This is a genomic window from Lentzea guizhouensis (assembly GCF_001701025.1).
In the GTDB taxonomy this organism is placed as follows: domain Bacteria; phylum Actinomycetota; class Actinomycetes; order Mycobacteriales; family Pseudonocardiaceae; genus Lentzea; species Lentzea guizhouensis.
The window spans coordinates 3,553,449-3,572,153 of sequence record NZ_CP016793.1; the positions used below are offsets into that span (position 1 = coordinate 3,553,449).

At 71.2% G+C, this 18,705-nt stretch carries 19 protein-coding genes and 1 pseudogene; 15 read left to right on the forward strand and 5 right to left on the reverse strand.

The features are described from left to right. The first annotated feature begins 7 nt into the window (after positions 1-7). The 6 genes from glmS (at position 8) to BBK82_RS17880 (ending at position 6,543) form a co-directional block, all read left to right on the forward strand. A complete protein-coding gene (gene glmS, locus BBK82_RS17855) occupies positions 8-1,867 on the forward strand; it encodes a glutamine--fructose-6-phosphate transaminase (isomerizing) (protein ID WP_065916008.1) in 1,860 nt (619 codons plus the stop codon). After that, the gene (locus BBK82_RS17860; protein ID WP_065916009.1) at positions 1,868-3,250 is read left to right on the forward strand and encodes a bifunctional ADP-dependent NAD(P)H-hydrate dehydratase/NAD(P)H-hydrate epimerase; all 1,383 of its coding nucleotides are present in this window, start codon (positions 1,868-1,870) and stop codon (positions 3,248-3,250) included. 277 nt (positions 3,251-3,527) lie between these two features. Continuing rightward, positions 3,528-4,613, forward strand: a complete 1,086-nt coding sequence (alr, locus tag BBK82_RS17865; RefSeq protein ID WP_065916010.1) for an alanine racemase — start codon at positions 3,528-3,530, stop codon at positions 4,611-4,613. After that, positions 4,610-5,707 (forward strand): alpha/beta fold hydrolase, encoded by a 1,098-nt coding sequence (locus BBK82_RS17870; protein WP_065916011.1) that lies wholly within the window; start codon positions 4,610-4,612, stop codon positions 5,705-5,707. The genes alr and BBK82_RS17870 overlap by 4 nt, the downstream gene beginning before the upstream one ends. Then, entirely contained in the window at positions 5,704-6,165 is a 462-nt protein-coding gene (gene tsaE / locus BBK82_RS17875; RefSeq protein WP_065921157.1) for a tRNA (adenosine(37)-N6)-threonylcarbamoyltransferase complex ATPase subunit type 1 TsaE, read from the forward strand. The genes BBK82_RS17870 and tsaE overlap by 4 nt, the downstream gene beginning before the upstream one ends. Before the next feature lie 18 nt (positions 6,166-6,183). After that, positions 6,184-6,543: a hypothetical protein gene (locus tag BBK82_RS17880; RefSeq protein WP_237048239.1), complete on the forward strand. Its 360-nt coding sequence runs from the start codon at positions 6,184-6,186 to the stop codon at positions 6,541-6,543. An 8-nt stretch (positions 6,544-6,551) separates the two neighbouring features. Here BBK82_RS17880 and BBK82_RS17885 read toward each other — a convergent pair whose 3' ends face one another. Next, complete coding sequence (locus tag BBK82_RS17885; RefSeq protein ID WP_065916012.1) at positions 6,552-7,901, reverse strand: acyl-CoA synthetase; 1,350 nt, start codon at positions 7,899-7,901, stop codon at positions 6,552-6,554. Positions 7,902-7,975: 74 nt separating this feature from the next. On the opposite strand from BBK82_RS17885, the gene tsaB reads away from it, so the two are divergent. From tsaB to tsaD, 3 genes are read left to right on the forward strand one after another with little or no spacing between them, the layout of a single operon-like run. Next, on the forward strand, positions 7,976-8,656 hold the full coding sequence (tsaB, locus tag BBK82_RS17890) for a tRNA (adenosine(37)-N6)-threonylcarbamoyltransferase complex dimerization subunit type 1 TsaB (RefSeq protein WP_065916013.1): 681 nt from the start codon (positions 7,976-7,978) through the stop codon (positions 8,654-8,656). Then, positions 8,653-9,111: a ribosomal protein S18-alanine N-acetyltransferase gene (gene rimI / locus BBK82_RS17895; protein WP_065916014.1), complete on the forward strand. Its 459-nt coding sequence runs from the start codon at positions 8,653-8,655 to the stop codon at positions 9,109-9,111. Before tsaB ends, rimI begins: the two co-directional genes overlap by 4 nt. Beyond that, on the forward strand, positions 9,104-10,159 hold the full coding sequence (tsaD, locus tag BBK82_RS17900; protein ID WP_065916015.1) for a tRNA (adenosine(37)-N6)-threonylcarbamoyltransferase complex transferase subunit TsaD: 1,056 nt from the start codon (positions 9,104-9,106) through the stop codon (positions 10,157-10,159). The genes rimI and tsaD overlap by 8 nt, the downstream gene beginning before the upstream one ends. Positions 10,160-10,316: 157 nt before the next feature. Here the strand turns inward: tsaD and BBK82_RS17905 are convergent, their stop codons facing one another. Continuing rightward, the gene (locus tag BBK82_RS17905; RefSeq protein WP_065916016.1) at positions 10,317-11,843 is read right to left on the reverse strand and encodes an alkaline phosphatase D family protein; all 1,527 of its coding nucleotides are present in this window, start codon (positions 11,841-11,843) and stop codon (positions 10,317-10,319) included. Between the two features lie 46 nt (positions 11,844-11,889). Then, positions 11,890-13,395 carry an alkaline phosphatase D family protein gene (locus BBK82_RS17910; protein WP_065916017.1) on the reverse strand — a complete coding sequence of 502 codons (1,506 nt, stop codon included), beginning with the start codon at positions 13,393-13,395 and terminating at the stop codon, positions 11,890-11,892. Between the two features lie 172 nt (positions 13,396-13,567). On the opposite strand from BBK82_RS17910, the gene groES reads away from it, so the two are divergent. Both groES and groL read left to right on the forward strand, forming a co-directional pair. Beyond that, the gene (gene groES / locus BBK82_RS17915) at positions 13,568-13,861 is read left to right on the forward strand and encodes a co-chaperone GroES (RefSeq protein ID WP_030478362.1); all 294 of its coding nucleotides are present in this window, start codon (positions 13,568-13,570) and stop codon (positions 13,859-13,861) included. A gap of 86 nt (positions 13,862-13,947) precedes the next feature. Further along, complete coding sequence (groL, locus tag BBK82_RS17920; RefSeq protein WP_065916018.1) at positions 13,948-15,570, forward strand: chaperonin GroEL; 1,623 nt, start codon at positions 13,948-13,950, stop codon at positions 15,568-15,570. A 101-nt stretch (positions 15,571-15,671) separates the two neighbouring features. Here groL and BBK82_RS17925 read toward each other — a convergent pair whose 3' ends face one another. Continuing rightward, complete coding sequence (locus BBK82_RS17925; protein ID WP_053737328.1) at positions 15,672-15,968, reverse strand: WhiB family transcriptional regulator; 297 nt, start codon at positions 15,966-15,968, stop codon at positions 15,672-15,674. A gap of 180 nt (positions 15,969-16,148) precedes the next feature. Between BBK82_RS17925 and BBK82_RS54150 the strand changes: the two are divergent. Further along, positions 16,149-16,334 (forward strand): annotated as a pseudogene (locus BBK82_RS54150) (MerR family transcriptional regulator); the annotation flags it as partial. Here BBK82_RS54150 and BBK82_RS54155 read toward each other — a convergent pair. Continuing rightward, the gene (locus tag BBK82_RS54155) at positions 16,268-16,720 is read right to left on the reverse strand and encodes a hypothetical protein (protein ID WP_237048531.1); all 453 of its coding nucleotides are present in this window, start codon (positions 16,718-16,720) and stop codon (positions 16,268-16,270) included. The pseudogene BBK82_RS54150 and the gene BBK82_RS54155 sit on opposite strands and share 67 nt — an antisense overlap. A gap of 231 nt (positions 16,721-16,951) precedes the next feature. On the opposite strand from BBK82_RS54155, the gene BBK82_RS55805 reads away from it, so the two are divergent. The 3 genes from BBK82_RS55805 to BBK82_RS17940 all read left to right on the forward strand — a co-directional run bounded on the left by BBK82_RS55805 (position 16,952) and on the right by BBK82_RS17940 (position 18,687). Beyond that, positions 16,952-17,086, forward strand: coding sequence for a hypothetical protein (locus BBK82_RS55805; RefSeq protein ID WP_257785507.1), 135 nt, complete (start codon positions 16,952-16,954; stop codon positions 17,084-17,086). A gap of 17 nt (positions 17,087-17,103) precedes the next feature. Continuing rightward, a complete protein-coding gene (locus BBK82_RS17935) occupies positions 17,104-18,009 on the forward strand; it encodes a hypothetical protein (protein ID WP_065916020.1) in 906 nt (301 codons plus the stop codon). 81 nt (positions 18,010-18,090) lie between these two features. Then, positions 18,091-18,687, forward strand: a complete 597-nt coding sequence (locus BBK82_RS17940) for a response regulator transcription factor (protein WP_030471988.1) — start codon at positions 18,091-18,093, stop codon at positions 18,685-18,687. Positions 18,688-18,705 lie beyond the last annotated feature (18 nt).

Sequence of the window (18,705 nt, forward strand, 5' to 3'; positions counted from 1 at the left end):
GTGCCCTGTGTGCGGAATCGTGGGATACGTGGGTCACCGGTCGGCGCTCGACGTCGTCCTGGACGGGCTGAGGCGCCTCGAGTACCGGGGGTACGACTCGGCCGGGGTCGCTGTCGTCGCGGACGCTGAGCTGGCTGTCGAGCGCAAGGCCGGCCGGCTGCAGAACCTGGAGACGAGGCTGGACGAGGTGGGCCGCGACAACTTCGCGGGCACCGTCGGCATGGGGCACACGCGGTGGGCGACGCACGGGGCGCCGATCGACCGCAACTCGCACCCGCACCGGGACGCGACGAACCGCGTCGCCGTGGTGCACAACGGCATCATCGAGAACTTCGCGGCGCTGCGGGCCGAGCTCGAAGGCCTCGGCGTCGAGATGGCGTCCGACACGGACACCGAGACGGTCGCGCACCTCGTCGGGTTCGCTTACGGCGACGGCGACACGAAGGGTGACCTGCCTGCCAGCGTGCGCAAGGTCGTGCGCCGCCTGGAGGGTGCCTTCACGCTCGTGTTCACGCACGCCGACGAGCCGGACCAGGTCGTCGCCGCGCGCCGCAACTCGCCGCTCGTCGTCGGTGTCGGCGAGGGCGAGCACTTCGTGGCCAGCGACGTCTCCGCGTTCATCGCGCACACCCGCGAGGCCGTCGAGCTGGGCCAGGACCAGATGGTCGTGATCACCCGCGAGGGGTACCAGGTCACCGACTTCGACGGCGAGCCGGCCGAGGCCACGCCGTTCACGGTCAACTGGGACCTCAGCGCCGCCGAGAAGGGCGGCCACGAGTACTTCATGCTCAAGGAGATCGAGGAGCAGCCGGAGGCGCTGGCGAACACGCTGCGCGGCCACTTCTCGAACGGCCGGATCGTCCTCGACGAGCAGCGGCTGTCCGACCAGGACCTGCGCGACGTCGACAAGGTCTTCGTCGTCGCCTGCGGTTCGGCCTACCACTCCGGCCTGGTCGCGAAGTACGCGATCGAGCACTGGACCCGCCTGCCCGTCGAGGTCGAGCTCGCCTCCGAGTTCCGCTACCGCGACCCGGTGCTCGACCGCGACACCCTCGTCGTCGCCGTGTCGCAGTCCGGCGAGACCGCGGACACGCTCGAGGCCGTCCGCCACGCCCGCGCGCAGAAGGCCCGCGTCCTGGCCGTCTGCAACACCAACGGCGCGCAGATCCCGCGCGAGTCCGACGCCGTGCTCTACACGCACGCGGGCCCGGAGATCGGGGTCGCGTCGACGAAGGCGTTCCTCGCCCAGATCGCGGCGAACTACCTGGTCGGCCTGGCCCTCGCGCAGGCCCGCGGCACGAAGTACCCGGACGAGGTCGCCCGCGAGTTCCACGAGCTGGAGGCCATGCCCGACGCGGTGCAGCGGGTCCTCGGCACGGTCGAGCAGGTCAAGGCACTGGGCCGTGAGCTCGCCGACTCGAAGGCGGTGCTGTTCCTCGGCCGCCACGTCGGCTACCCGGTGGCCCTGGAGGGCGCGCTCAAGCTCAAGGAGCTCGCCTACATGCACGCCGAGGGCTTCGCGGCCGGTGAGCTCAAGCACGGCCCGATCGCGCTGATCGAGGAGAACCTCCCGGTCGTCGTGGTCATGCCGTCACCGAAGGGCCGTGCCGTCCTGCACTCGAAGCTGGTGTCGAACATCAGCGAGATCCAGGCCCGCGGCGCCCGCACGATCGTGATCGCCGAGGAGGGCGACGAGACCGTGCGCCCGTTCGCCGACCACCTGATCGAGATCCCGGCCGTCCCGACGCTGCTGCAGCCGCTCATCTCGACCGTGCCGCTGCAGGTGCTCGCGGCCGAGATCGCGCGCAGCCGCGGCTACGACGTGGACAAGCCTCGCAACCTCGCGAAGTCCGTTACCGTCGAGTGAGTGAGGGGCGTCTGGCACACCGAACGGGTCAAGTCGGCTGAAGAAGAGCTCATGGCGGTCGTCCCGCCGGGCTCGCTGATGCGCAAGGCCGCGTTCGGTGTGGCCACCCACGCCCTCCGGCTCCTGTCCGGACGTCGCCGCGTGACGTTGCTGGTGGGTGCCGGCAACAACGGCGGCGACGCCCTGTGGGCCGGGTACTTCCTGCGCCGCCGCGGGGTCGCCGTGTCCGCGGTCCTGCTCAACGCGGCCAAGGCCCACCCGGAGGGCCTCGCCGCGTTCCGCAAGGCCGGCGGCCGGATCGTTGACGAGGTCGGCACCCCCGACCTGGTGGTCGACGGCATCGTCGGCCTCTCCGCCCGCGGCCCGCTGCGCCCGGACGCGGCCGCGCTCGTCGAGTCCGTCACCGCCCCGGTGCTCGCCGTCGACCTGCCCAGCGGCATCGACCCGGACACCGGCGAGATCTCCGGCCCGCACGTCCACGCGCACACCACCGTCACGTTCGGCTGCCTCAAGCCGGTCCACGCACTGGCGGACTGCGGCGAGGTCCACCTCGTCGACATCGGCCTGCGCCCGACCGATCCCGACTTCGTGCTGCTGGACCGCTCCGACATCACCTGGCCGGTCCCCGGCCCGAAGGACGACAAGTACACCCAGGGCGTCACGGGCGTGGCCGCCGGCAGCGCCACCTATCCCGGCGCCGCGGTGCTTTCGACCGGCGCCGCCGTGCTCGCCACCTCCGGCATGGTCCGCTACGCCGGTCCCGCCGCCGACGCGATCCGCGCCCGCTGGCCCGAGACGATCTGCACCGGCTCGATCACCGACGCGGGCCGCGTGCAGGCCTGGGTCGTCGGCCCCGGCACGGGCACCGGCAGCTCGTCGGCCGAGGTGCTGCGGTTCGTGCTCGACGCAGGCGTGCCGGTCATCGCCGACGCGGACGCGATCACGTTGCTGGCCCAGAACCCGCAACTCTGGGACGCCCGCGACCCGGACTCCCCGCTGGTGCTGACCCCGCACGACCGCGAGTTCGAACGCCTGGCCGGCCCGGTCGGCGCGGACCGGGTCGCCGCCGCTCGCAAGGCCGCCCAGCGCTTCAACGCCGTGGTGCTGCTCAAGGGACACCGGACCGTGGTGGCCGCTCCGGACGGCCGGGCGCTGGTCAACTCGGCGACGTCGTCGTGGCCCGCCACGGCCGGGTCCGGTGACGTGCTGTCGGGCATCATCGGCGCACTGCTGGCGAGCGGCCTGGACCCGTTCCTGGCGGCGGGGTACGCGGCGTACGCACACGTGCTGGCGGCGGAACTGGCGGCGGAGGGTGCGCCGGTGCCGTCGTCGGGCCTGATGGAGGCGATCCCGGCGGCGATCCGCGCCATCAGGACCCGCTAGCCCGCACAGGAGCCTGCGGCCGGCGGGACCGAGTCGGCGGCGGGCCGAGTTGGTGGCGGGCCGAGTTGGCGGCGGAAACCGTTGCGACCGCGGAACGGGCGGCCGGACGGCGTGACCGGCGCAATCCCCGCACGCCTCCGGTCACCGAAGCGCGATGCGGCTGATCTTGTCGGTGCCACCTGGGAGAATTGAACCGGGGGACCCCCTGGAGGGGACCCCTGCGTGAGCGCTCGCTCACACCTGATGAGCTGCGGACTCATGGCACGATGAACAGGTTATGGCCCGTTCAGAAGTTGTCGTTGACCTAGGCGCGTTGCGGCACAACGTCGCCCTGCTCGCCGGCCTCGCCCCCGCCGCGGACACCATGGCCGTCGTCAAGGCTGACGGGTACGGCCACGGCGCCGTGGAGGTCGCACGAGCCGCCCTCGAAGCCGGGGCGACCTGGCTCGGGTCGTGCTCGACGGCCGAAGCCCTCGCGTTGAGGACCGCCGGCATCCAGGCGCCGGTCCTGGCCTGGCTGGACGCGCCGGACGAGGACCTGGCCGCCGGCATCGCCGCGGACGTCGACATGTCCGTGTCCTCGCTGTCGGACCTGCGCCGGGTCGAGAAGGCCGCCGAGGAAGCCGATGCCAGGCCCCGCATCCACCTCAAGATCGACACGGGGCTGAGCCGCAACGGGTGCCAGCCCGCCGACTGGCCGGAGCTGGTGGAGCAGGCGCGCCAGCACGAGGTCGTCGCCATCTGGTCGCACCTCGCGTCCGCCGACGTGATCGGCGACCCGTCCATCGACCTGCAGGCCAAGCGGTTCGACGACGCCTACGAGGTGGCGAAGGCGCACGGCCTCGACCCGAGGCGGCACATCGCGAACTCCGCGGCCCTGCTGACCAGGCCCGACCTGCACTTCGACCTCGTCAGGCCCGGTATCGCGATCTACGGGCTGAACCCGGTGCCGACCGACCACGACCTGCGGCCGGTGATGTCCTTCCGGTCCAGGGTGGCGCTCACGAAACGTATCCCCGCCGGCGAGTCGGTCTCCTACGGGATGACATGGACAGCGCCGGAGGACACGACGCTGGCACTGGTGCCGGCGGGTTATGCGGACGGTGTTCCCAGGGCGCTCTCCGGCCGGATGGAGGTGCTGCTCCACGGGAAGCGCCGCCCGGTGGTCGGGCGTGTCTGCATGGACCAGGTCGTCGTGGACTGCGGGGACGACGAGATCGCGGAGGGCGCGGAGGTCGTCCTGTTCGGCGACGGGAGCCGGGGGGAGCCGACCGCGACGGAGTGGGCGGAGCTGACCGGGACGATCGACTACGAGATCGTCTGCGGGATGTACCGGCCGCGGGTGCGGAGGATCTACACGTGAAGCCGGTGTGGAAGGTCGTCGGGTGGGTCGGTGGTGCGCTGGGTGCCGTGGCCGCCGGTGCCGCCGTCGCGCAGACCGCGAAGGTGTCGCACGAGCGCAAGACGGCCACCGACAGCCTGGCCGACGAGCCGCTGGGGTTGCTGCGGCCCGACCGCGAGTCGACGGTGGCCGCTGACGACGGCACGCCGATCTCGGTCGAGGAGGTCGACCCCGCCGACGGTGGCGAGCCGGACATCACCGTGGTGCTGGTGCACGGGTTCGCGCTCGACCGCCGCTGCTGGCACTTCCAGCGCCGCGACCTCGCCGAGCTGATCGACCCGCGCGTCCACCAGGTGCTCTACGACCAGCGCAGCCACGGCCGTTCGGGACGGTCGTCCGCGGAGCACAGCACCATCGAGCAGCTCGCGCTCGACCTCGACTCGGTGGTCCGCTCGGTCGTGCCGGAGGGGCCGCTGGTGCTCGTCGGGCACTCGATGGGCGGCATGACGATCATGGCGCTGGCCGAGAAGCACCCGGAGCTCTTCGAGGACCGGGTGCGCGGCGTCGCGTTCATCGGCACGGCCGCCGGTGCGGTCGGTGGCGCGGGCCTGTCCAAGTCGGTGCTGTCGCGGTACAACCCGGTCACGCTCGGCGTCGGCCGGCTCGCCGGACTGCAGCCAGGCCTGGTCGAGTGGGTGCGCAAGAGTGCGAAGAGCCTGACCTGGAGCGGTATCCGCTTGGGGGCGTTCGGCGACCGCAAGGTGGCCCCGTCCCTCGTGGACCTCATGGAGCAGATGATCGGCGGGACCTCGGTGAAGGTGCTCACCGAGTTCCTGGAGACCCTCGGCACGCACGACCGCTACAAGGCGCTGGCGGGTCTGCGGCACTGCGAGGTGCTGATCCTGAGCGGTGACGCGGACAAGCTGACGCCGTTCTCGCACGCCGAGCGGATGGCCGAGGAGATGCCGCACGCCACCCTCGTCAGGGCCCCCGGTGCCGGGCACATGGTGATGATGGAGCAGGCTGACCTCGTCAACGACCATCTGGTCGCGCTCGTCGAACGCTGCGCGGCCGATCGCGGAGAGAGCCGGAAGAAGTGGTGGCGGCGAGCGTGAAGACCGTCGAACTGCCCCTGGTGGAGGACACCGAGGAGTTCGGCCGCAAGCTGGGTGAAGTCGTGCGGGCCGGCGACCTGTTGCTGCTCGCGGGACCGTTGGGTGCCGGGAAGACGGCCTTCGTGCGCGGTCTCGCGCGCGGGCTCGGGGTGCAGGGCCGGGTGTCCTCGCCGACGTTCGTCGTCGCCCGCGTGCACGAGCCCGCCGAGGACGGCAGGGGCGTGCGGCTGGTGCACGTCGACGCGTACCGGCTCGGTGGGCACCTGGACGAGCTGGACGACCTCGACCTGGACACCGAGCTGGTCGACGCGGTCGTCGCGGTCGAGTGGGGCGAGGGCGTCGCGGAACGCCTGAACGAAGATCATCTGCTGATCCGCCTCGAACGCGGAACCGACGACGTTCGCACAGCTCAGCTCGTTCCGCACGGCGAATGGACCACCCGTACCCTGCCGGTGTGAGGCGGTTCGGCTGATGGTGTGCGGTTGATCAAGGACGGGTTCGGGCCGGTCGATGGGATCCGCATGATCAAGAAGACGCTCGCCGCCACCGCGGCCGTCGGGGGTGTCCTGCTCGCGATCACGCCCGCCTCCGCCGGAGAGCACGACCGTTCCGCCGCCGACAGCCTGTGCGCTGCCCCGTGGCAGTGGAACGGCCCGCTCTCGCTGCTGCACGAGAGCTCCACGCCCGGCTACGTCGCGTGCCACGACGACCACGCCGGCCGCCGCTCCGACCTCAGCGTGGCCGACGACGCCTGCCTGCAGCCGTGGCGGTGGAACGGCCCGCTGGAGATCTTCACGGTCGGCCCGTCGCCGTTCCACGCCGCCTGCGCCGGCTGACCGTCCTCTCAGGACAGCTCGCGCTTGAGGACCTTGCCCATCTCGTTGCGCGGCAACGCGTCCAGGAACCGCACCACCCGCGGCCTCTTGTGCGGCGCCAGCAGGCGCGCCACGTGGTCGCTCAACGCCTCCGGTGCCGGTGCGACGCCGGCCGGCACCACCCAGGCCACGATCCGCTCGCCCAGGTCGTCGTCCGGCTCCCCGGTCACCGCCACCTCGGCCACCGCGGGGTGCTCCAGCAGGGCGTTCTCGATCTCCCCTGCGCCGATCTTGTAGCCGCCGCTCTTGATGAGGTCGGTGGCCCGCCGCCCGACGATGCGGAGGTAGCCGTCGGGATCGCGCACCGCCATGTCGCCGGTCCGGAACCACCCGTCGCGCAACGCCGCCGCGGTCGCGTCCGGCCGGTTCAGGTACTCCAGGAACAGGTTCGGCCCGCGCACCTCGATCTCGCCGATCGCGCCGGCACCGACGTCCTCGCCCTGCTCGTCCACGACCCGCACGTCCACGCCGTCCACCGGCAGCCCGACCGCGCCCGGCCTGCGGTCGCCGTCGAAGCGCACGCTGACGTTCATCAGCGTCTCGCTCATCCCGTACCGCTCGACGATGCCCTGCCCGGTCGCCTTGGCGATCCGTTCGTGGTCGCTCGCCGGCAACGCCGCCGAGCCCGACACGAGCAGCCGCGCTCCCCGGAACCGGTCGGCGAGAGCTTGGTCCTGCTCCACGGCCTCCGCGATCCGGTGGTACATCGTCGGGACGCCGAACATCATCGTGGCGCCGGTCGCGAGCTCGGCACCGATGGCCTGCGGGGAGAACCTCACGTGCCGCACCGAGCCGCCCAGCCGCAGCGGGCCGAGGATCCCGATGCCCAGGCCGTGGACGTGGAACAACGGCAGCCCGTGCACCAGGACGTCGTCGCCGGTCCACTGCCACGCCCTGGCGAGCGCGTCGATGTTGGACGTCAGCGCGCGGCGGGGGAGCACCACACCTTTGGGTGGTCCGGTGGTCCCGGACGTGTAGATGACCAGCGCGGGCGTCTCCGGTCCGGGCTCGGTGAACGCCCCGGGCTCGCCGAGCACGAGCGGTTCGTCGCGGAGCACCAGGTCAGGCCGGCTGTCGGAGAGGATGTGCTCGAGTTCGCGCTCACCGAGCTTGGGGTTGAGCGGCACGATCGCCACGCCCGCTTTGAGTCCCGCGACCACGGACACGCAGGTTTCCAGTGTTGACGTCGCCCAGACGGCGACCCGTGTGTGTCCGCGCAGCCGTTCGGCCAGAGTGCCCGCGGCCTGGTGCAGTTCGGCGTAGGTCAGGGACTTCTCACCGAAGCGCAGGGCCTCGCGGTCACTCGGTTCAGCGAACATCCCTCCAGCGTGGACCCAGCCGCTGGAGGACGCATCGGAAGTGTGGGCTGCCGCACGTACTACTCTGGACAATCGTGCTAGTGCTCGCCGTCGACACGGCCACCCCCGCAGTCACCGCCGGTGTGGTCGACCTCGCGCCAGACTCCCCGCCGCGCCTGCTCGCGAAGCGGGTGACGCTCAACGCCAAGGCGCACGGCGAGCTGCTCACCCCGCACATCAGCGACGCCCTCGAAGAGGCCGGCAAGACCTTCGCCGACCTCGACGCGATCGTCGTCGGCGCCGGCCCCGGCCCGTTCACCGGCCTGCGGGTCGGTCTCGCCACCGCCGCCGCGCTCGGCCAGGCGCTCAACCGGCCGGTCTACCCGGTGGCCACCACGGACGCGATCGCCAAGGACGCCGCCAGCGGCCACCCGTTGCTGGTCGCGACGGACGCGCGCCGCAAGGAGGTCTACTGGGCCGCCTACGACGCCGCCGGTCGCCGCACCGACGGGCCGCACGTCGAGCGCCCGCAGGAGCTCGCCGAGAAGCTGCCGGCGCTGGGCGTGCACCAGGCGACCGGTGAGGGTGCGGAGATCTACGCCGACGTCCTCGGCTTGGAGCTGCTCCAAGCCAAGCACCCGTCGCCGGAGGGCCTGGTCGCCGCCGCGGCCGCCGAGGTGCTCGCGAAGGCGCGGCCCGCCGCGTTGACCCCGCTCTACCTGCGCCGGCCGGACGCGGTCGAACCCACCGGGCGCAAGCGGGTGACCAGGCCATGACCACCGGCACCGTCACGCTCGCGCCGTTGCAGCACGCCGACGTGCCCAAGTGCCACGAGATCGAGCTCGACCTGTTCCCCGGTGAGGACCCGTGGAGCGAGACCGCGTTCCACAGCGAGCTCGACCGCGGCAACTACTACAAGGGCGCGTACTGCGACGGCGAGCTCATCGGATACGCAGGGCTCGCCGCGTCCGCCTACGAGGCGAGTGTGCACACCATCGCCGTGGCGAGGCCGTGGCAGGGCAAGGGCGTCGGCAAGCTGTTGCTGCGCGACCTGCTCGCCCGCGTCGACGAGATCAACGTGCCGGTGTTCCTCGAGGTCCGCACGGACAACGAGCCCGCGATCGCGATGTACCTGGCGCACGGCTTCGAACGCCTCGGCCTGCGCCGCCGCTACTACCAGCCGTCGGGTGCCGACGCGTACACGATGGGAAGGCCTGCTCACAGTGTCTGATCGTCTGATTCTGGGCATCGAGAGCTCGTGCGACGAGACGGGCTTCGGCATCGTCCGCCTCGGTCCGGACGGCTCGCTCGAACTGCTCGCCGACGAGGTCGCCTCCAGCGTCGAGGAGCACGCCCGCTTCGGCGGCGTCGTGCCGGAGGTCGCCTCGCGCGCCCACCTCGAGGCCCTGGTCCCGACCCTGCGCCGGGCGCTCGACACCGCGGCGGTGGAGCTCTCCCAGATCCACTCCATCGCCGTCACCGCCGGTCCCGGTCTCGCCGGCGCGCTGCTCGTCGGCGTCTCCGCGGCGAAGGCCTACGCGGCCGCGCTCGGCAAGCCGCTCTACGGCGTGAACCACCTCGCCGGCCACGTCGCCGCGGACACGTTGCAGCACGGCCCGTTGCCGCAGCGCTGTCTCGCGCTGCTGGTCTCCGGCGGCCACTCGCAGCTGCTGCTGGTCGAGGGCGGCCTGGCGAACTCGATCACCGAGATCGGCTCGACCGTGGACGACGCCGCCGGCGAGGCCTACGACAAGGTGGCGCGGCTGCTCGACCTGCCCTACCCCGGCGGCCCGCCGATCGACAAGCTCGCCAAGACCGGCAACGGCTGTGCGATCGCGTTCCCGCGCGGTCTCACCGGCCCGCGCGACGCCAAGTACGACTTCTCGTTCTCCGGCCTGAAGACCTCGGTCGCCCGCTGGGTCGAACGCGCGGAGCGGGCCGGCGAGGAGATCCCGCTGGCCGACGTCGCCGCGTCGTTCCAGGAGGCCGTCGCGGACGTGCTGACCGCCAAGGCCATCCGCGCGGCGAAGGACCTGGACGTCGACACGCTGGTGATCTCCGGTGGTGTCGCGGCGAACTCGCGGCTGAGCGGCCTGGCCGCCGAGCGCTGTGCCGAGGCCGGCATCGAGCTCCGCGTGCCCCGCCCCCGCCTGTGCACCGACAACGGCGCGATGATCGCGGCGCTCGGCGCCCACCTCGTCGCGGCGGGCGCCAAGCCGTCCCCGATGGACATCTCCACGGTCCCCGGCCTGCCGGTCGGGACCGTGCAAATCTTCTAGCCCCGCCCCTCCCGTTTCCCCTTGAGGTCACGCGGGAGCCCTACGTTCCCCTGTGGGGAACGCGGGGGCCCCGCGTGACTTCCGGGATGCGGAATGTGGGGAGCGCACGCGGGGAGCTTTCGTACGCTCCTGGCGCACGGAAGGGCCCCGCGTGCGGTCAGCTGAGGCGGTGGAGGCCGGGGTTGCGGTCCTCGATGGCGAAGGAGGCCTTCGTGGTGACGGGGGCGCCGGGGGCGGAGACGTAGTCGACGGCGCGGAAGTCGGCGCGCACCTCACGGGCGGTGAAGCGGGTCCGCACGTACCCGCGCCGGTTGTTGAAGTACTTCACGTGCGGGTTCTCCGCGAGCATCGCCGGGGTCTCGGCACGGGTCTCCGAACCGTCACCGCCGGACGTGATCGACGTCGACACCAGCTCCGTGGCGACCGTGCGCGAGGTCGGGTCGTTCCAGCGTTCCTTCACCTCGGCCGCCCACGCCGCGTGCACGTCACCGGTGAGCACGACGGTGTTGCGCGCGCGAGAGAACCCAGCGGCCACCCGGTCGCGGTTCGCCGCGTAGCCGTCCCACGCGTCCATGTTGTTGGTCTCGCCCGCACCCGGCGTGAAGTCCAGCTGCGAGAAGAACACCTGCTGGCCCAAGACATCCCAACGCGCGTGCGACCGGCGCAGGCCGTCCAGCAGCCACTTCTCTTGTTCCGCGCCAGTGATCGTGCGCGTCGGTTCCAACCGCTCCGGGCACGCCTTCACGCCGTCACCGCAGAGCTGGTCATCGCGGTACTGCCGGGTGTCGAGCATGTGGAAGTTGGCGAGGCCACCCCACTGGATCCGCCGGTAGAGCTGCAGGTCGATGCCGTTCGGCTTGTTCCTGATCGGCATGTTCTCGTAGTAGGCCTGGAACGCCGCCGCCCGCCGCGCCAGGAAGTTCGGTTGCGGGGTCTGAGGCTTCTCGTAGACCTCGTCCGCCCAGTTGTTGTCGACCTCGTGGTCGTCCCAGACCACCGACCACGGCGCCACGGCGTGCGCCTCCTGCAGGTCCGGGTCGGACTTGTACTGGGCGTGCCGCTGCCGGTAGTTGGCCAGCGTCTCGGTCTCCGGGCCCTCGTGGTCACGCGGGTTGCCGCCGGGCGCCACGTACGAGCCCGCCTTGTACTCGTACTGGTAGTCGCCGAGGTGCAGGACCAGGTCCGGCTGGTCCTCGGCCATCCGCCGGTACGCGGTGAAGTAGCCGTGCTCGAACTGCGAGCAGGACGCGAACGCCATGGTGAGCCCGCTGCCGATGGTCCACGGCGCCAATGCGGTCCGTGTGCGGCCAACGCGCGAGAGGTGGCCCTCGGCCGAGAAGCGGTAGAAGTACTCGCGACCAGGCAGAAGGCCGCGCACGTCGACGTGGACGCTGTGACCTTCCTCGGGCCGTGCGTGGGCCGTGCCGCGGCGGACGACCAGCCGGAACCGCTCGTCCAGGGCGATCTCCCACTTCACCGGAACGACGCGGGACGGCATGCCGCCCATGCCGTCCTCGGCCAGCGGGGCCGGGGCGAGGCGGGTCCACAGGACCACGCCGTCGTAGGTCGGGTCGCCGGATGCGACCCCGAGGGTGAACGGGTCGGTGAGCTTGGCCGACCCCGCGCCGACGGTGGTGAGCGCCAGTCCCCCGATGAGGAGAGCGCGTCGCGTCACTCGAGTCATGGTGAGACCCTCACGCACCAGGATGGATACCAGGTGAACGCTTCGCCTAGAGCCTGTGAAGCCCTGGAACTCGGTCCTCCACCGCGAACGACGCCTTGGTGCGCACGGGAGAGCCGGGCCTGGTCACGAAGTCGAGCCCGCGGAAGTCCGTCCGCAGCTCGTCGGGCGTGAACCGGGTCAGGGCGTAGCCGCGCCGGTTGTTGAAGTACTTCACGTGCGGGTTCTCCCGCAGCCACGACGACGTCTCCGCATACTCCTCCGAGCCGTCGCCGCCGGCCGTGATCGACGTGGTCACCAGCTCGGTCGCGAGCGTCGGCGACGACGGGTCGTCCCAGCGCTGCTTCACCTCCGCGCCCCACGCCGCGTGCACGTCGCCGGTGAGCACGACCGGGTTGCGCACGTCCGCGAACCCCGCCACCACCCGGTCGCGGCCGGCCACATAGCCGTCCCACGCGTCGAGGAGGAACTTGTCGACGTCACCCGGGATGTAGTCGTACTGCGAGAAGAACACCTGCTGGCCCAAGACGTCCCATCGGGCCGTGGAGTCGCGGAAGCCGTTGAACAGCCACTCCTCCTGCTGCGCGCCGAGCATCGTGCGGGACGGCTCCAGCCGTTCGGGGCAGAGCTGCAGACCGTCCCCGCAGGCCTGGTCGGTGCGGTACCGCCGGGTGTCGAGCAGGTGGAACGTGGCGAGCTCGCCCCACCGGATCCGCCGGTACAGCCGCGGTGACCTGCGGATCGGCATGTTCTCGTAGTAGGCCTGGATCGCCGCGGCCCGGCGGGCGGGGAAGTCCGGCTGCGGCTTGTCCGGCAGCAGCCCGGCCCAGTTGTTGTCGACCTCGTGGTCGTCCCAGACCACCGACCACGGCGCGGCGGCGTGCGCGGCCTGCAGGTCCGGGTCGGCCTTGTACTGCGCCTGGCGGCGGCGGTAGTCGGCGAGCGTGACGGTGGTCGGTCCCTCGACGTGGCGGACGTTGCCCTGCGGTGCGACGTGGATGCCGCTCTCGTACTCGTAGGTGTAGTCGCCCAGGTGCAGCACGAGGTCCGGTTCGTCCTCGGCGAGCCGTCGATAGGCCGTGAAGTAGCCGTGCTCGAACTGCGCGCACGACGCGAACGCCATCGTCAGCGGCACGTGCAGCGCCCCCGGCTCGGGTGCCGTGCGGGTGCGGCCGGTGCGGGAGAGGTGGCCGAGGGCCTTGAACCGGTAGAAGTACTCGCGGCCCGGCCGCAGTCCGGTGAGCTCCACGTGGACGCTGTGCCCGTCCTCCGGTCGAGCCGCGGTGGAGCCCTGCTGCACGATCCGGGTGAACCGGTCGTCGTCGGCGAGCTGCCAGAACACCTCGGACGGCCGGTTCGGCATGCCGCCCAGCCCGTCGCCGGCGAGTGGGTCGCGGGCCAGCCGGGTCCACAACACCACTCCGTCGGGTGTCGGGTCACCCGAGGCCACACCCAGTGTGAAAGGGTCAGTGCGGGTGGCGGACGCGGCGGCCGAGAACGCTGTGACACCGGCCACTCCGGCGAGCAGCAGCGTTCGGCGCGTCAACGTGGACATGCACTGAATACGGCTCCCGGTGGGTGAGTGGTTCGGGACCCTCGTTGAAGCGTTGGCACTCTCATGGGTAGAGTGCCAATTGCACGGCACCAGCACCGCCCCGACCCCCGCGACGGCGGGGTGGCAGGAGCCGTTTATTCGAACCTGCCAACGACCCGTGGAGGTCATCCCGGTGAGCGTGAACATCAAGCCGCTCGAGGACAAGATCGTCGTTCAGGCCTCCGAGGCCGAGACGACCACTGCCTCCGGCCTCGTGATCCCGGACACCGCGAAGGAGAAGCCCCAGGAGGGCAAGGTCCTCGCGGTGGGCCCCGGCCGCATCGACGACAAGGGCAACCGCGTCCCGCTGGACGTCGCTGTCGGCGACGTCGTCATCTACTCGAAGTACGGCGGCACCGAGGTCAAGTACAACGGCGAGGAGTACCTGATCCTCTCCGCTCGCGACGTGCTGGCCGTCGTCAACTAGTCGACTGCGGCTGTCTCGCATGACGCCCCGGCGGCCCCGTCCCGGGGCTTCCGGGGCGTTTCGCTACTTAGAGAGGCTTTGAGGCAATGCCCAAGCAGATCAGCTTCGACGAGGACGCTCGTCGGGCGCTCGAGCGCGGCGTCAACAAGCTCGCGGACACGGTCAAGGTCACCCTTGGCCCGCGCGGGCGCCACGTCGTGCTCGACAAGAAGTTCGGTGGCCCGACGGTCACCAACGACGGCGTGACCATCGCCCGCGAGATCGAGCTGGACGACGCGTTCGAGAACCTCGGCGCGCAGCTCGCCAAGTCGGTCGCCACCAAGACCAACGACGTCGCCGGTGACGGCACCACCACCGCCACCGTGCTGGCGCAGGCCCTGGTCAAGGAAGGCCTGCGCAACATCGCCGCCGGCGCCAACCCGACCGCGCTCGGCCGTGGCATCCAGGCCGCCTCCGACGCCGTCGTGGACGCGCTGAAGGCCAAGGCCACCCCGGTCAAGGGCCGCGACAACATCGCCCAGGTCGGCACCGTCTCCTCGCGGGACGAGTCGATCGGCCAGCTGCTCGGCGAGGCCATCGAGCGGGTCGGCGAGGACGGCGTCATCACCGTCGAGGAGTCCTCGACGCTGGCGACCGAGCTCGCGATCACCGAGGGCGTGCAGTTCGACAAGGGTTACGTGTCGACGCACTTCTCGACCGACCTCGAGGCGCAGGAGGCCGTCTACGAAGACGTCCGCATCCTGCTGCACCGCGAGAAGATCTCGGCGCTGGCCGACGTCCTGCCGATCCTCGAGAAGGTCGCGGAGGCCGGCAAGCCGCTGCTGATCATCGCCGAGGACGTCGAGGGCGAGGCCCTGTCCACGCTGGTGGTCAACGCCGTGCGCAAGACCCTGAAGGTCGTCGCCGTGAAGGCGCCGTTCTTCGGTGACCGCCGCAAGGCGTTCCTGGACGACCTCGCGGTCGTCACCGGCGGCGAGGTGATCTCCGCGGAGATCGGCCTGAAGCTGTCCGAGACCACGCTCGACCAGCTAGGCTCCGCCCGCCGCGTCGTCGTGACCAAGGACGACACCACGATCGTGGACGGCGGCGGCACCAAGGCCGACATCGCCGGCCGCGCGGAGCAGCTGCGCCGCGAGATCGAGGCCACGGACTCCGACTGGGACCGCGAGAAGCTGCAGGAGCGCCTCGCGAAGCTCTCCGGCGGCATCGCCGTGATCAAGGTCGGCGCCGCCACCGAGACCGAGCTCAAGGAGCGCAAGCACCGCATCGAGGACGCGGTCGCCGCCACCAAGGCCGCGGTCGAGGAGGGCATCGTCCCCGGCGGTGGCTCCGCCCTGGTCCACGCCTCCAAGGTGCTGGACGGCGGCCTGGGCCTGACCGGTGACGAGGCCACGGGTGTCGCGCTCGTCGCGAAGGCCCTGTCCGCGCCGCTGTTCTGGATCGCCGCGAACGCCGGCCTCGAAGGCGCCGTCGTGGTGAACAAGGTCCGCGAGGGCGACTGGGGCTTCGGCATCAACGCCGCCAAGCTCGAGTTCGGCGACCTGCTGGAGCAGGGCATCATCGACCCGGTCAAGGTCACGCGTTCGGCTGTCGCGAACGCCGCCTCCATCGCCCGCATGGTGCTCACGACCGAGAGCGCCGTCGTGGAGAAGAAGGCGGACGAGCCCGCCTCGGCCGGACACGGCCACGGTCACGGGCACGGCCACTGAGTTCCTGGTCCCGCCTCCGGCGGGACAGGTGACTCGCGAGATGTGAGCTCGAACAGAATCGGGTCGGCACCGTTCGTGTGGTGCCGACCCGATTCTGTTGTCTAGACGATCGCCAGTTGGCGCTTGCGGGCCTTGATGATGTGGTCGCGCTCCGATTCCGAGAGCCCGCCCCAGATCCCATAGGGTTCCTGCACGGCCAGCGCGTGCCTGCGGCACATCTCCAGCACCGGGCAGGCCAGGCAGACTGCCTTGGCGCGAGCTTCCCGCCGGGCTCTCGCCGGACCCCGCTCACCGTCGGGGTGGAAGAAGAACGCGCTGTCCATGCCCCGGCATGAACCTCGCATCTGCCAGTCCCACAGATCTGCGTTGGGACCGGGGAGCCTTCGGGTGTCCGCCATCGAGACCGCCTCCGTGACGACTGCTCCATTCGGCTTAACGATGATCCACCGTAGAACCGCGTCAAAACTTGTTCAAGAGGCTGAAGACCCAAATCAACTGATGGGTGACGGCACGCGTGGTCGATCACTCACCGCCCGGAGTTGCCGCCCGGATGAGGTGAACGGAACATGGCTCCCGTGATGACCCAGCCGGAGCGCAGACCTGCCGGTAGTCACACGGGTGAGCCCCTCCTGTCCGTGGCGGCGGTGGCCAGGCGGCTCGGTGTGGCGCCGGCGACGTTGCGCACCTGGGACCGGCGCTACGGACTCGGGCCGAGCGGCCACACGGTCGGGCGGCACCGCAAGTACGGGCCTCGGGACGTGGCCCGGCTGGAGCTGATGCAGCGCGCTCTTCTTCGTGGCGCCTCATCGGCTGAAGCGGCTCGTTTCGCGCTCGACTCGAAGGCCTCGATGACGCGCGGCGAGGTTCCCGCCGCACCGGCGGGTGGCCGCGGGCTGAAGATGCCGGGCGCCTCCCGGCTCGCCCGCGGACTCGGCCGGGCGGCGCTCGCGATGGACTCCATCGCCGTGCAGGGGATGCTCGCCGACTCGCTCGCCGCCGACGGCGTGATCTTCACCTGGAACGAGGTCGTGCGGCCGGTGCTGACCGCCGTGTTGGCGCGGTGGGAGCTGTCGGGTGCCGGGGTGGAGGTCGAGCACCTGTTGAACGAGTGCGTGGTCGCGTCGTTCGTGCGTGCGACCCCGCTCGTCACCCTCGGGCGCAACCACCGGCCCGTGTTGCTCGCGTGCATGCCGGAGGAGAGGCACAACCTTCCGCTCTACCCGTTGGCGGCGGAGCTGGCGCAACGCGGGATCGTCGTTCGCCAGCTCGGGGCGGCCCTGCCCGTGGACGCGCTGGCGGCCGCGGTGCGCAGGACCGCGCCGTCGGCGGTGGTGCTGTGGGCGCAGCTGCCGAGGTACGCCGATCCGGGGGTGCGGCCGCGGTGCCGAGGACCCGGCAGCAGGTCCGGCTGTTCGTCGGCGGGCCGGGATGGCGGCGCGGGATGGTGCCGGCGCCGGCCGAGCGGGTCGAGGACCTCGCTGACGCGGTGGCCGCGGTGGAGGCCGCCGTCACCTGACGGCAGACTCCGTCCTCGTGGAAGCTGGGGAAGACGAGCTGCGCCGGGCCGCTTTCGGCGACTCACCCGATCTCGACGTGTGGGGAGCGCTCGCTTCCTCTTCTTCGCGCGTGCGGTGGCTCGCCGCCGTCGTGCTCGGCGGGCAGGGCCATTACGCCGCGGCGGCGACCGTGTTGGACGCGCTCCGTCACGACCCGGACCCGGTGATCGCCTCTCTCGCGCTGTCGACGCGCGCGTCGCACCACCGTCAGCTCGGTGCGCACCACCTCGCGCGCGGACTGGACGGCTTGGCAATTGCCCGTGTGAGTGACACGGATGCGGGGGACCCTGATGGAGCCGACGCACTGGGCGCCCGGATCGACGCCCTGCTCGGGCTCGCCGCCGATGCGATCGGAGCGGGGCGGCCGCACGAGTCCCGCCGGCTGCTGGCCCAGGTCGGGGAGACCCGGTCCTGGCGGAGTTCCGTCCGGCTCGGCTGGGTGACCGCGGAGGTCGAGCTCGCCTCCGGCCGCGCGCACGACGCGGTGGCTCCCGCCGAGGAGGCGTACGGGGTGGCGACGGGGGCCGGTGCGGTGCGGCACGCCATCAAGTCGGCACTCGTGCTGGGCACCTCGTTGGTGGTGTGGGGGACACCCGACGGCCTGAAAAGAGGGGTTGATCTGGTTGGGTGTGACCTAAATCACAGTGCGATGAAGGGGCTTCATCCGTTGATCTGGCCGAGCGCTCTCGTCCTGGCGGGCCATGCCCCCACGGTGGACGCACGCGCCACCGACCGGGCTATCGAGGCTCTGAGCTGCGTGTTGCGGAGAGCGGCCCCCGTGAGCCGACAGGTCGCCTTCGAGTCCCCCTGGATCCCGACCGGGCTGCTCCGTTCCGGGGAACCCCCGAACGCAGACCCTCAGGCGAACTTCTTGACGGATTAAGCACCGGATCGTGTCAAGGTCGGGCCACCAGCGTCCGATAGGGGATATGGAACGTCACTCGGCTGCAGGAAAGGAGTCCCCGTGACCACGGTCCTTATTTGCGACGACCGGCGCAGTGTGCGTGAGGGTCTCACCCGCGTGATGTCGGCTGTCCCCGGGGTCAGCCGCATCGACTGCGTAGCGCACGGTGACGAGTTGTTGGCTCGCTTTTCCAGGCAGCCGGTCGACGTCGTACTGGTGGGAACCCAGCGCGCCGTCCCGACCGGGGTGGAAGCAACCCGCCGGCTCGTCTCCGCGAACCCGCAGGCAAACGTCATCGTGTTCGGAGCCCCCGACGACGCGGGCAGCATCGCCGCCGCGATCGCCGGTGGCGCCCGCGGCTACCTGAGGTGGGACGCGTCGCGCCCCGAGCTTGTGGCAGCCCTCGCGCACACGCTCGCCAGCACCTCGGTGCCCGCACCGCGCCAGCCCTCCGACCCCGGTGTGCAGCTCACGGAGCGCGAGCTCCAGGTGCTGCGCGGCATGAGCCAGGGCAAGAGCAACGGTCAGATCGGCCGCGAGCTCTACCTCTCGGAGGACACGGTCAAGACGCACGCCCGCCGCTTGTTCCGCAAGCTGGGTGTTCGTGACCGCGCTCAGGCGGTCGCGCACGGTTTCCGGCGCGGTCTCGTGCAGTAACCCGCATCACGTGTTCGT

What these genes read in the sequence shown, in the direction of transcription:
- groL (WP_065916018.1), top strand. Translation starts at nt 13,948, where the DNA reads ATGCCCAAGCAGATCAGCTTCGACGAGGACGCTCGTCGGGCGCTCGAG.
- BBK82_RS17910 (WP_065916017.1), bottom strand. Translation starts at nt 13,395, where the DNA reads ATGTCCACGTTGACGCGCCGAACGCTGCTGCTCGCCGGAGTGGCCGGT.
- BBK82_RS17885 (WP_065916012.1), bottom strand. Translation starts at nt 7,901, where the DNA reads ATGTTCGCTGAACCGAGTGACCGCGAGGCCCTGCGCTTCGGTGAGAAG.
- BBK82_RS17925 (WP_053737328.1), bottom strand. Translation starts at nt 15,968, where the DNA reads ATGGCGGACACCCGAAGGCTCCCCGGTCCCAACGCAGATCTGTGGGAC.
- rimI (WP_065916014.1), top strand. Translation starts at nt 8,653, where the DNA reads ATGACCACCGGCACCGTCACGCTCGCGCCGTTGCAGCACGCCGACGTG.
- alr (WP_065916010.1), top strand. Translation starts at nt 3,528, where the DNA reads ATGGCCCGTTCAGAAGTTGTCGTTGACCTAGGCGCGTTGCGGCACAAC.
- BBK82_RS17905 (WP_065916016.1), bottom strand. Translation starts at nt 11,843, where the DNA reads ATGACTCGAGTGACGCGACGCGCTCTCCTCATCGGGGGACTGGCGCTC.